We start from the raw sequence: 13,077 nt of genomic DNA, 5'->3' as shown, positions 1-13,077 counted from the left end.
TTTGCGATAAAGGCGTGGTTAAGCCGCCCATTCCCGCCGCGTGATCTGCTGCGGCACATCGTCGATGCGGAACTGTTGCAACAGGCTGACAAGCTGGTCGGCCTCGTCGGCCAGCTGGCGGCTGGCAGCAGAGGTTTCTTCCACCATGGCAGCGTTTTGCTGGGTCAGGCTGTCCATCTGGCCAACGGCACCGTTGACTTCGCCAAGCGCTGCCGATTGGTCGCGGCTGGCGCTGGCAATGCCTTCCACATGGGCGCTGATGGTAGCAATCTGCTGGCTGATCACGGTCAGTGCCGCCCCGGTTTCTTGCACCAGCTTGGAGCCCGCGTTGACTTCTTCCGATGATGTGGTGATCAGCGTCTTGATGTCCTTTGCAGCATTGCCAGAGCGTTGCGCAAGTTCACGCACTTCCTGGGCAACCACCGCAAAGCCCTTGCCAGCTTCACCAGCGCGGGCCGCCTCAACGCCTGCGTTGAGTGCCAAAAGATTGGTCTGGAAGGCGATTTCCTCAATCACGCTAATGATCTGCTCGATCTTCTTGGACGCATCTTCAATGCGGCCCATGGCCGAAACGGCGTTGCCCACCACCACTGCCGATTTCTCGGCATTGACGCGGGTTTCGCCAACAATGGCATTAACCTCGCGCGCCTTCTCCGCGGCCTGACGGACGTTGGAGGTGACTTCGTTCACGGCAGCGGCGGTTTCTTCCAGCGATGCGGCCTGTGTTTCAGTGCGGCGCGACAGATCATCGGTCGAGGATGCCATCTGCTGCACATTGCCTTGAATGGCGGTGACATTGCCCTGAATGAGGCTAATGGTTTCTTTGAGCCGATTCAGCGAGCGGTTAAAGTCGGAGCGCAACTGATCCATCTGGCCTGCAAACGGACGATCCAGCGTGTTGGAAACGTCACCATTGGCCAAACGCTCCAGCCCCGACGCCAGCTCTGCCACAGCAAATTGCACATCCTGCTCTGCCTTCTGCTTTTCGGCATCATTGCGGGCGCGCTCTGCCTCACTTTCGGCACGCATCTGTTCGCCCTCGGCCTCCGCACGAATTTTGGCAACAGCATTGTCTTTAAACACGCCGAGTGCCCTCGCCATATCGCCAATTTCATCGGGACGCTTGCCGCCTTCAACCACCACCTCGAGATCGCCAGACGCCAGTTGGCGCATGGCGTTGGTGATGCGGGTCAAAGGCCCCTTGAAGGTCGAGATCAGACCAAAAGCAGCAATCACCGCAACGAGAAGACCGATCAGCGTGGCAGTTACAGAGAACGTGTTTGCAGATTGACGATCAAGCTCGGCGGCCTGCTGCCGGGATGCGGCAAAATCGGTCAATTTCGACCAGATCGAATTGATATCGGCTGAGGCCAACTGAAAGGCGTTAATACGGCTGGTGGTAATGGCAGTCAGTTTTCTCGCATTCTCGCCCATCGCTTGCGTCAATGGACTGATGGCTGTCAATTTGGCCTTGAGTTCCGCAGGAACGGTTGAACTTTTTGCACTGGCATCGGCACGACGTGCCAAGCCACCAAGGGCAGCTTGAAGCTTCTGCATGTTCTCGCCTGAAGGAGCCGCCAAAAAGCGCGAACTTCTCAGCTCGACACCATCAGCAATATCCACTGTCTGGCGGGTGGAGTTCAACAGCGTTGTTGCTTCTGCGATGGGCTGGTTCAGCGACACAAACAGCTTGGACGCTTCGCGCGCCTTGATAATGGTTGCGCCCTGCAAGCGCACCGACACCGGCCGCAACAGGTTGATGGTTTGATCAATAGAGGCCATGGTGGCGTCAGAGGCATCACCCTGCTCGACCAGCCCAGCCAATTGCTTGATGTTTTCCGTCAGCATATCACCGATGTTTTTGCGGCTATACGGCAAATCGGCGACAATATAGGCCCCCACAGCCTTCAACTCATTCATCTGGCTCTTGAGGCCAGCCATTTTTGCATCGGGCGTTTCTGCGGAATTGAAACTGGCCACCACTTCCGAGATGAAGTCGGCCCCCTTGATCAATTCTTCAGACTGGAACAGCATGGTCTTGGCCTTGCTCTCATCCCCCGCCAGCGACTCGCGCAGCTTGGTGGCAAAGGCCAGCAAATCGTTTTTCTGTGTTGCAAGCTGGTCGGTCTGCGTCTCGATTGTGGTGCGCAACTCCAGCTCATCGTGGTTGAGCTTCCACAATTGATCTACGCGGCTTGCAATGGCCTCGGTTCCGGCAATGGCAGCATCAATCTGTGTGCGGCCATCGCCGTCGTCAAGATTTGCGCGCGCGGCTTTCAATTGGCCAAGCTGGTCACTGATCTTGCTGTCCAGCGCCGATTTATTCTCCGCTGTCGTGCGCTGGAGAAATTCAGTCATGGCGGCATAGACGTTTTTGAAACCGCCCAATGTCTCAACGACAGTCTTGGACACTTCCATCTGATTTTGCAGAATACGGGAGGCGTAAAACCCCGCAAGCCCGACCGTGCTGATGCTCAAAACAAAAGGCACAATGAAAACCAGAACTTTCGTCTGAATATTCCAGCGAGACAGAAGACGATCAAAAAACATAGCAGTACCCCACAGACATTGTGGCGAAACGTATATTACTTAAATAAAAACAATATTCCGCCTCTAATTTGTCGCATATGCACCTAAAAAAAGTCTAAAGAGCTTCCCTAGATTTAGAGGGATAAAGCTCGGAGGGCCTGAGTTTAGAAATTCAGGCGCTTCTTCCCCGGAAAATATCGGATTGCGCCTTGATCAAACCCACTATTCGTTTGGAAAGTAGGCGAACTTCCGCTCGGTGGCGGTCATCATTATGGGTCACCAGCCATTGTCTGTGGCGCAATGCAACAATTTCATCCCCTACGCGCTGCAAATTCGGATCGTGATCCCCGACAAAACACGGCAGAACCACGCGCCCGGCCCCGGCAATGGCCAGGTCCATCAAGGAACGAGGCCGATTGACCATCACCGTGATCTGCCCGGCACAATGCTCATGGGGCCAGCGCAGATAGGCGGAAATGGCGTGATGGGGCAAAACGGCAAGCCAGGGCAAATGCTGCCAGTCGCTGACATTGCGGTGGCAATAAGCGCAATAGGCCACCTCGCCCAGCAGCGTTTTCGTCAGATTGAGTTCCTGAGGCTCCACAGCACGAATGCCGATATCGGCTTCTCGATGCGCAAGAGCGGCGCGCTCTTCCGTCACGCATAATTCTATGCGGACATTATCCTGCTCTTTTTGGATGCGGGCAAAATCTTTCGCCATGAACCAGGCGATCCAAGTGCCGACTGTAATGCGCACCAGAGCCGGAGCGCTGGTGTTTTGGCTCCAGATGTCCACAGCCCTCTCAGCTGACTCGAAGGATTTCAGATGTTCCAGAAGGGCGCGCCCGTCGCGTGTCAGCGCATAACCGGTCTGGCTGCGGTCGAACAGGCTTCTGCCCAGCTGTTGTTCCAGCGTCAGCATGCGCCTGCTCAAGGTGGCCGGGCTTAAACCGCTTGCCGCCTGCGCCGCGCTCAAACCGCCAGCGTTGGCGACTTTGATAAAAAGCTGATAGCTATCCCAGGATATGTTTTTCATAATTGAAAAATATAGTGCAATATCCCTCGTATATCCATCAAAAATGAAAAACTAAACTCACCTCATCACCGCTGCATAATGAAGCAATTATGCAGCAGATTAAAAGTGTTACAGCGTTCTTTCTGCGCTTGGTAAAACACAGTGCTGCCGAGGTTATCATGATGGATTTTATAGGAATGCTTGCCGCACAGCAGACATTCAGCCGCTCAAAGCCCCTTGAGACAGAGGAGGCGTATTATCAATTTTACGCAAGCGCGTCCTTTCCAAGGGTGCGGCGCGCCTGGAAAATGTCAATGAGATTGATTGCGCGGAAAAGGCGCTTCACCCCAAAAAGCCGAGGGCCATTAATCCATAGCCAAGAAAGCTTGCCGCAAGTCCGAGGGCCGCAGTGCGGACAATGATTTTGTTCTGATCTTCACGCGCTTTCGCAATGGCAATGGCGCGAGGCTTCCGGACTTGTCTGTTCATTGGCAGCACTTTCCAAAAGTTAACCCAGAAGCTGGGTTGGGAATCAATCCCATAGGCCGATCCTAACCTCAAAAGGCTTCCTCTGTAAAAGAAAAAGACGTTTGTGTGACATCACGATGGGCCAGTCATATTAACAACTGTTGAAAGAAATCGTGGTGAAAGTGAGGTCAGCGCAAACATTGCCCGCCATGCTGAAATATAGTTTACAAAATCCAAATTATGCCGCCAGCCCTGCCGCATGGCCGGATGCCCAGGCCCATTGAAAATTATAGCCTCCCAGCCAGCCAGTGACATCCACCGCTTCACCAATGAAATAAAGGCCGGGAACGGTTTTGGCCTGCATGGTTTTGGACTCCAGATCCTTGGTATCGACACCACCAAGCGTGACTTCTGCCGTGCGATAGCCTTCTGATCCGGCTGGTTTCAAAACCCATTTTTGCAAGGATTCCACTAAGCCTATCAGGGCTTTATCAGAGAGATCGGCCAGTGGCTTTGTGATCCCTGCTCGCTCGACACAATATTGCGCCAGCCGTTTTGGAAGATGCCCTGAAAGCACGGTTTGCACCGCCTGACGGCCATTGTCACGCTTCGCCGTTTTGAGAATGCCCAGAAAATCGGTGTCAGGCTGAAGCGACAGGGTAATATGATCGCCCTCGCGCCAGTAAGATGAAATTTGCAAGATGGCTGGCCCGCTTAAACCCCGATGGGTAAACAGCAAAGCCTCGTCAAACGCCGTTTTCCCATGGCTGATCGAGGCATCAACAGCCACCCCAGCAAGCACTGCAAGCTCGCCCAACAGCCCCGGCTCCAAGGTTAGCGGTACCAGTCCGGGCCGGGTCTCGATCAGAGAGAGGCCAAATTGCTCGGCAATTTTATAGGCAAAGCCAGTGGCACCCATTTTCGGAATGGATTTGCCGCCCGTGGCAATGATCACCGATTGGCAGGCAAATGCGCCTTGATTGGTCACAATATCAAAGCCGTCGCCGGTTTTGCGTACCGCCTCAATCTCGGTCTGCAATTGCAGTTTGACGTTGGCAGCCTTCATTTCTTCAAGCAGCATGCGAATAATATCTTTGGCGCTGTCATCGCAAAACAATTGGCCCAGAGTCTTTTCGTGCCACCCGATCTTATGCGCCTCCACCATCGCCAGAAAATCCTGCGGGGTAAACCGCGCCAAGGCGGATTTGGCAAAATGCGGATTGGCGGAGAGATAGTTTTTCGGTCCGGCGTGGATATTGGTAAAGTTACAGCGTCCGCCGCCGGAGATGCGGATTTTCTCACCGGGAGCCTTGGCGTGATCCAGCACCAACACCCGCCGCCCACGCTGACCGGCCCGAATGGCCGCCATCATGCCCGCGGCACCGGCCCCGATAATCACCACATCGACTGTTTTGCTCAAAACCTGCTCCTGTCCAATCAAACCTCTCTCTTTTCCATATAGATTACGCTGTCAATCGCGCTTTGCCTCTCGCCAATTGCTTTTAGAGCGATATGATAAGGCTACCTGCAACAAAAACCGGTGAAACATGCCTGCAAAGAAAACAATGCTCAGACCCAAAGGCGCGGCATCCAAAAAAGCAAGCATTCCACCAGACATCAGTGCAACCCGTGGCGTCAGCAGCTGGAAAGAAGCCGCAGTCTGGCTTCGCAGCCGTGGTATTGAGGATATTGAGTGCATCACGCCCGATCTGGCCGGTGTGCCGCGCGGCAAGATGATGCCCACCTCGAAATTCACCAGCAATACCTCGCTGGCACTGCCATCGGCGCTCTATCGCCACACGATTTCAGGCGAATATCCCGAAGAAACCGGCAACTTCCGCTATGATTCCCGCGATAGCGACATCAAACTGGTACCCGATCTTTCCACGCTTTCCGTCGTGCCATGGGAAACCGACCCCACCGCCCAGGTGATTTGCGACATTGTCGGCACCGAGGGCGAAAACGTCAGCTACACGCCGCGCAATGTGTTGAAAAACGTGTTGTCGCTCTATGAGGAAAAGGGCTGGAAGCCGGTGGTGGCACCGGAAATCGAGTTCTATCTGGTTGCCGTCAATGACGACCCCGATTATCCGCTGCATCCGCCCAAAGGACGCTCGGGCCGCTCGATTGTGGGTGGTCAGGGCTATTCGATTGCCGCCATCAATGAATTCGACGAGTTGATTGACGATATCTATCATTTCTCGGCCGCCCAAGGGCTGGAAATTGACACGCTGATCCATGAAGAAGGCCCGGCCCAGCTGGAAATCAACCTGCGCCATGGTGACCCGATTGAGCTTGCCGATCAGGTGTTTCTGTTCAAGCGCACCATTCGTGAAGCAGCATTGAAGCATGGGATTTATGCGACCTTCATGGCCAAGCCCATGCAGGGACAGCCCGGCTCGGCCATGCATATTCACCAATCGGTGGTCGATAAGGACACAGGCAAAAACATCTTCTCCAACCCGGATGGCTCACCATCGAAAGAGTTTTTCCACTTCATCGGCGGCATGCAGAAATATGTGCCAAGCGCGCTGGTGATGATGGCCCCTTACGTCAACTCCTATCGCCGCCTGACCCCCGATATGGCCTGCCCGGTCAACAATGCCTGGGGCTATGATAATCGCACCACGGCTTTCCGTGTGCCGGTATCGGATGCGGGCGCGCGCCGTGTGGAAAACCGCCTGCCAAGCTCGGATGCCAATCCCTACCTCGCTCTGGCGGCATCGCTGGGCTGCGGATATTTAGGAATTTGCAATGCCATTGAGCCAACCGAGCCGACTTACGATTCCGCCAATGAAGGCTCCATCGAGCTGCCACGCGGTTTGCTGGAAGCCGTCGCCCTGCTCGAAGCCGAGCCCGATTTTGCCACCGTCTTCAGTCAGGGTTTCATTGACATCTACGCAGGCGTCAAGCGCGGTGAGTTTGAAACCTTCATGCAGGTGATCAGCCCCTGGGAGCGGGAGTTTTTGCTTTTGAATGTTTAGAACTAACGTGGGTGCGGAAGTTACCCCCCTCTGCCCTGCCGGGCATCTCCCCCCTTGAGGGGGAGATGGCTGGCAAGCCAGAGGGGGGTAACCTCACATGAAAACGATAGCCATCCATCAACCCGAAATTAAATAAGGAGCCTCCCATGTGGCAAAGCCCGATTGCGCCCGGCCTGTCCTGGTATCAGGCAAGTGTTGGTGAGCGGCCGGAATATCCGGCCATGGATGGATCAAGAAAGGCTGACGTCGCCATTATTGGCGGCGGCTACACCGGCTTGCAGGCAGCCTACACGCTGGCCAAGGCCGGTGTCAGCGTGGTGCTGATCGAAGGCGGGCGGTTTGGCGATGGCGCATCCGGTCGCAATGGCGGCCAGTTTGGCACCGGTCAGCGCGCTTATCCCGAAGAGATGCAAGCCGAATTCGGCTTTGAGCGCGCCAAGGCCCTGTTTGACATGGCCGAACATGCCAAAGCCTATGTGCTGGATTTTGCCCGTAACCACCAGATCGACATGGAGTTCATGCCCGGCCAGCTCAATGTTGAGCACAAGCGCGGCACCGAAAACCATGTGCGTAAAAGCGTGGAGATCTTTACCGAGCGGTTTGGCTATCCGCACATGAGCTTCATGGATAAAGCAGAGACAGCGGACCGTTTGGGCTCCACCCGCTATTATTGCGGCACCCGCGATGTCGGCACCGGCCATATCCATCCGCTGAAATTGCTGGTGGGATTGGCAAGGGCCGCAAAGGATGCCGGGGCGTCGCTGTTTGAAATGACCAAGGCGCAAAGCATTCGCCAATCGGGCGGCAAAACCATGATTGAAACGCCGAACGGCACCATCACCGCCGACAAAGTGTTGATTGCCACCAATGCCTATATTGGCAATCTTGAACCTGTGACTGCCGCCCATGTCATGCCGATCCGCTCATTCATTGGTGCCACCGTGCCGCTGGATCAATTTCCAAAGGTTATTCCCGGCTCTGAAGCGGTGGCGGATTCGCGCTTTGTGGTGCGTTATTTTCGCAAAACCCGTGATGGGCGGCTGCTGTTTGGCGGGCGTGAGGCTTATACGGCGGATAGCCCCCGCGATATTTCCAGCCATATCCGCCGCCAGATTGCCGAGCTTTATCCGGCTTTGAAAGACATTGAGATGACCCATGCCTGGGGCGGCTCGGTGGGCATCACCATGAACCGCCAACCCTATGCGCGTGAAGTCATGCCCGGTGTCATCTCTGTTGCAGGTTTTTCCGGCCATGGCGTGATGTTGTCAAATTATTGCGGTACATTGTTTGCCAAATCGGTTTTGGGTGAAAGCAGCGAGCTCGACCTGTTCAAGGACTTGAAAATTCCACGCTTTCCCGGTGGGCAATGGCTGAGATCGCCTCTTCTTGTGCTGGCCCTTAGCTGGTATGCCCTGCGTGACCGGTTTTGAAAAATGCAGGGGTGAAGGATTTATAATCAGACCCACTGGCATTTTTAAATCGATTGAATTATATAAAGCCCTCAACACCGTGCGACCCGTCGTGCACCATCGTAAGTGAGAGATGCCCTTATGAGCAGCCAGATTATTCCTGTCGAACCGTTTGACTATGTCGTCTTTGGCGGCACCGGGGACCTTGCCGAACGCAAGCTTTTGCCAGCGCTCTACCATCGCCAGCTTGCCGGGCAATTGACGGAACCAACCCGCATTATCGGCGCATCGCGCTCACCAATGACCGATGACGAATATCGCGAATTTGCCCATAAGGCCTTGAAGGAATTCCTCAAAGAAGACGAGCTGGAAGAGAGCGAAGTGAAGCGCTTTCTCGCCCGTCTGCACTATGTCTCGGTGGATGCCAAGTCCGACAAGGGCTGGGATGTTTTGAAAAAGCTGCTGGATAGCGGCAAAGAGATTGTGCGCGCCTTTTATCTGGCCGTTTCCCCCTCCATCTTCGGCGATATTGCCGACAAGATCCGCGATCACAAGCTGATTACCAAAACCACCCGTATCGTGGTGGAAAAGCCGATTGGCCGCGATCTGGCCTCTGCTGAAGTGCTCAATGACACCATTGGCAAGGCCTTCAAGGAAGAGCAGATCTTCCGTATTGACCACTATCTCGGCAAGGAAACCGTGCAGAACCTGATGGCGCTGCGCTTTGCCAATGCGCTCTATGAGCCTTTGTGGAACTCGGCCCATATTGATCACGTGCAGATCACGGTTGCCGAATCCGTCGGCCTTGAAGGCCGCGTCACCTATTACGACAAGGCTGGCGCGCTGCGCGACATGGTGCAAAACCACATTTTGCAGCTGCTTTGCCTTGTGGCGATGGAGCCTCCATCCTCAATGAATTCGGAAGCGCTGCGCGATGAAAAACTGAAAGTGCTGCGCGCGCTCAAGCCTATCACCGCTGCCAATGTTGAGAAGATGACCGTGCGCGGTCAGTATAAGGCCGGCGCCTCGGCAGGTGGCCCGGTCAAGGGCTATACCGAAGAGCTGGAAGCAGCATCCGATACCGAAACCTTTGTGGCGATCAAGACCGAGATCAACAATTGGCGCTGGGCGGGTGTGCCGTTTTACCTGCGCACCGGCAAGCGTTTGGCTGCCCGCATGTCGGAAATCGTCATTCAGTTCAAGCCAATCCCCCATTCAATCTTTGATGAAGCTGCTGGCCGCATTGAGGCCAATCAGCTGGTCATTCGCTTGCAGCCCGATGAAGGGGTGAAGCAATGGCTGATGATTAAAGATCCGGGTCCAGGTGGCATGCGCCTTCGCCATGTCTCGCTGGATATGAGCTTTGCCGAATCCTTTGGCGTGCGCAATCCCGATGCCTATGAGCGCCTGTTGATGGACGTAATCCGCTCCAACCAGACGCTGTTCATGCGCCGCGACGAAGTGGAAGCCGCATGGAACTGGGTCGATCCGATCCTGAAGGCCTGGGAAGAAATTGGTCAGAAGGCACAGGGTTACACATCCGGCACCTGGGGTCCAAGTCAGGCGATTGCGCTGATTGAGCGCGATGGTCGCACATGGCACGAGCTGGACTGAGGAAACATCACATGGCGCATACATTGCATAGCTTTGACAATGGCCCGGCGCTGGCGGAAGCGTTAGCGGACAAGGTTGCGGCAACATTGTCGGAGTCGGTCACAACCCGTGGCAACGCCACATTGGCGGTGTCTGGTGGCTCCACCCCAAAGGCTTTTTTTGAGGCGCTCTCAAAAAAGCCATTGGATTGGAGCAAAGTATCGGTGACACTGGTGGATGAGAGATTTGTGCCAGCGGACAATCCGCGCTCAAACCACCTGTTGGTTGCCACCCATCTCTTGAAGAATGCGGCCAGCGAAGCGGATTTCATTCCGCTGTATCAACCGGAAGCCGATATTGAAGCGGCGGCCACTGTGGCAACCGATGCCGTTTCTGAAATGGGAACGCCGCTGGATGTGGTGATCCTCGGCATGGGTGCCGATGGTCATACGGCTTCGTTCTTTCCGGGCGGTGACAATCTCGAGGACGCTCTGGACCTTGAACTACCGCCACGGGTGATGACCATGGAAGCGGCCGGCGCAGGCGAGCCACGGCTGACTTTGTCGTTCTCAAGCATCGCCGATGCTGGTCTTCTGGTCGTGCATATCGAAGGGCCTGAGAAAAAATCCGTGCTGGAAAAGGCTCTGAGCGGAGAGGATGAGGCCGAAATGCCGATCCGTGCCGTGCTGGGCCGGGCTGAAACCCCTGTCGAGATTTACTGGGCACCGTAAAGTGCCAGCCCTTTTGGCCTATGCCGGGCAAATGGCCGCCTGAGTGGGCGGCCCCTCTTTTAGACCCTCAATCGGGTCACACCGTGGCTGAAGAGCCTTCATCCGCGCAGTTGCTGTTTGTTTTTATGCATTTCCGGACGCAAAACCGCATCCCACGTTGCTGGAAATGCTCTCATCAGGAAGGATATACCCCTATGAGTGCCGACCGTCGTATTGAGGCTATCACCAAGCGTATTGTTGAACGCTCCAAGCCAACCCGCGAGCCTTATCTGGAACGGGTTCGCCACGCCTCCACCAAGGGTGTGAAACGCGGCGCACTCGCCTGCGGCAATCTCGCCCACGGCTTTGCGGTCTGTTCCCCCGGGGATAAGGCAGCACTGGCTGGCGACACCGTCCCCAATCTCGGCATTATCACCGCCTATAATGATATGCTCTCAGCCCATCAGCCGTTCGAGCATTTCCCCGATCTGATCCGCAAGGCGGCCGCAGAGGTTGGCGGCGTGGCGCAGGTGGCAGGCGGTGTGCCAGCCATGTGCGATGGCGTTACCCAGGGCCAGCCCGGCATGGAACTCTCGCTGTTTTCGCGCGATATTATTGCCATGGCGGCAGGCATTGGCCTGTCGCACAATATGTTTGATGCGGCGGTGTTTCTCGGCGTTTGCGACAAAATCGTGCCCGGCCTGATGATTGCCGCCCTCACCTTTGGCCATCTGCCATCGGTGTTCATTCCAGCAGGCCCGATGACCTCCGGCCTGCCCAATGACGAGAAAAACCGCATTCGCCAGCTCTATGCCGAGGGCAAGATTGGCCGCGCTGAGTTGCTGGAGTCGGAATCCAAATCCTACCACGGCCCCGGCACCTGCACTTTCTACGGCACCGCCAATTCCAACCAGATGCTGATGGAAATCATGGGCTTTCACATGCCCGGCGCGTCCTTCGTCAATCCCGGCACGCCGCTTCGCGATGCATTGACCCGCGAAGCCACCAAGCGGGCGCTGGCCATCACAGCGCTGGGCAATGAATTTACCCCGGCTGGCGAGATGATCGATGAGCGCTCCATCGTCAATGGCGTGGTCGGCCTGCATGCCACCGGTGGCTCCACCAACCACACCATGCACCTGATTGCCATGGCGCGTGCAGGCGGCATTCAGCTCACCTGGCAGGATATTTCCGATCTCTCCGACATCGTGCCGCTGCTGGCTCGCGTCTACCCCAATGGCTCTGCCGATGTGAACCATTTCCACGCCGCGGGCGGCATGGGCTTTTTGATCAAGCAATTGCTCAAAGCCGGTTTTGTGCACGATGATGTGCGCACGGTGTTTGGTCAGGGCCTTGCCGCCTACACTATCGAGCCGCATCTGAACGAAGATGGCACCGTGCTGCGTCAGCCATCGCCAGAACAAAGCGGTGACCCCAAGGTGTTGTCGCAGATTGAAGCGCCATTTCAGGCCAATGGCGGCTTGAAAATGCTGACCGGCAACATGGGCAAGGCGGTGATCAAGATTTCGGCCGTTAAGCCGGAACGCCATATTATCGAGGCCCCTGCCGTGGTCTTCCACACCCAGCAGGCTTTGCTGGATGCCTTCAAGGACGGCAAGCTGAACCGCGATTTTGTCGCTGTTGTGCGTTTCCAGGGTCCAAAAGCCAATGGCATGCCGGAATTGCATAAGCTCACGCCATCGCTCGGCGTGTTGCAGGATCGTGGCTTCAAGGTGGCCCTGATCACTGATGGCCGCATGTCGGGCGCATCGGGCAAGGTACCCGCCGCCATTCATGTCACACCGGAAGCCGTGGACGGCGGACCGATTGCCAAGATTCAGGATGGCGACATGATCCGCCTTGATGCGGTGGCAGGAACCCTTGAGGTTCTGATGGATGCCAGCGAATTTGCCGCACGACCTGCTATTGTGGCAGACCTCTCTGACAATGAATTCGGCATGGGCCGCGAGCTTTTCGCACCATTGCGCCGCCTTGCCGGTCCGGCAGATCAGGGTGCCAGCGTTTTATTCTAAACAACCTGGCTGGCGGAGGCCTTTTTCAAAGTCTCCGTCAGGCTCTCCTGTAACATTCCTTCAATCGGAATCGATTTAAGGAATGTTACAGGAGAGAAAACTCCCCTCATATTTCTTGTAAGAATGCGATTGGGGCTTTCCTATTGTGTTCCCGATTAGCAAAGATCAATTTTATTCAAGTTAATCCCAATCCGAAATTCTTAAAAATAATATAATACATTCAATAATTTAAATCTAAGATTGCATTCACTATTTTTAAATACACACTCTGTATTTCCTTTGAAAAGGTGAAATAAGAGTTGCGGGCATATACGCCTGCACGCATGAGAGGATTTT

General features: G+C 55.3%; 9 protein-coding genes. 5 read left to right on the top strand and 4 right to left on the bottom strand.

All coding sequences use genetic code 11. From position 1 onward, the window contains the following. Positions 1–18: 18 nt before the first annotated feature. The 4 genes from E6C51_RS08470 to E6C51_RS08455 all read right to left on the bottom strand — a co-directional run bounded on the left by E6C51_RS08470 (position 19) and on the right by E6C51_RS08455 (position 5,384). Positions 19–2,550, bottom strand: coding sequence for a methyl-accepting chemotaxis protein (locus E6C51_RS08470; RefSeq protein ID WP_190235648.1), 2,532 nt, complete (start codon positions 2,548–2,550; stop codon positions 19–21). A 151-nt stretch (positions 2,551–2,701) separates the two neighbouring features. Beyond that, a complete protein-coding gene (locus E6C51_RS08465; protein ID WP_190235647.1) occupies positions 2,702–3,565 on the bottom strand; it encodes a LysR family transcriptional regulator in 864 nt (287 codons plus the stop codon). 321 nt (positions 3,566–3,886) lie between these two features. After that, the gene (locus E6C51_RS08460; RefSeq protein ID WP_186827679.1) at positions 3,887–4,033 is read right to left on the bottom strand and encodes a hypothetical protein; all 147 of its coding nucleotides are present in this window, start codon (positions 4,031–4,033) and stop codon (positions 3,887–3,889) included. 217 nt (positions 4,034–4,250) lie between these two features. Continuing rightward, a complete protein-coding gene (locus E6C51_RS08455) occupies positions 4,251–5,384 on the bottom strand; it encodes a BaiN/RdsA family NAD(P)/FAD-dependent oxidoreductase (protein ID WP_407920789.1) in 1,134 nt (377 codons plus the stop codon). Between the two features lie 193 nt (positions 5,385–5,577). On the opposite strand from E6C51_RS08455, the gene E6C51_RS08450 reads away from it, so the two are divergent. The 5 genes from E6C51_RS08450 to edd all read left to right on the top strand — a co-directional run bounded on the left by E6C51_RS08450 (position 5,578) and on the right by edd (position 12,741). Continuing rightward, positions 5,578–6,996, top strand: coding sequence for a glutamine synthetase family protein (locus E6C51_RS08450; protein ID WP_407920782.1), 1,419 nt, complete (start codon positions 5,578–5,580; stop codon positions 6,994–6,996). A 146-nt stretch (positions 6,997–7,142) separates the two neighbouring features. Then, positions 7,143–8,426 (top strand): NAD(P)/FAD-dependent oxidoreductase, encoded by a 1,284-nt coding sequence (locus E6C51_RS08445; protein ID WP_190235644.1) that lies wholly within the window; start codon positions 7,143–7,145, stop codon positions 8,424–8,426. Positions 8,427–8,546: 120 nt separating this feature from the next. After that, complete coding sequence (zwf, locus tag E6C51_RS08440; protein ID WP_146931765.1) at positions 8,547–10,019, top strand: glucose-6-phosphate dehydrogenase; 1,473 nt, start codon at positions 8,547–8,549, stop codon at positions 10,017–10,019. Positions 10,020–10,030: 11 nt separating this feature from the next. Further along, positions 10,031–10,729, top strand: coding sequence for a 6-phosphogluconolactonase (gene pgl, locus E6C51_RS08435; RefSeq protein WP_190235643.1), 699 nt, complete (start codon positions 10,031–10,033; stop codon positions 10,727–10,729). A 194-nt stretch (positions 10,730–10,923) separates the two neighbouring features. After that, entirely contained in the window at positions 10,924–12,741 is a 1,818-nt protein-coding gene (edd, locus tag E6C51_RS08430) for a phosphogluconate dehydratase (RefSeq protein WP_190235642.1), read from the top strand. Positions 12,742–13,077 lie beyond the last annotated feature (336 nt).

Source organism: Gillisella terrae, assembly GCF_004801395.1.
Taxonomy (GTDB): domain Bacteria; phylum Pseudomonadota; class Alphaproteobacteria; order Rhizobiales; family Rhizobiaceae; genus Allorhizobium; species Allorhizobium terrae.
The sequence above is the reverse complement of the archived record's forward strand: the minus strand, read 5'-3'. Positions and strand labels throughout refer to the sequence as shown.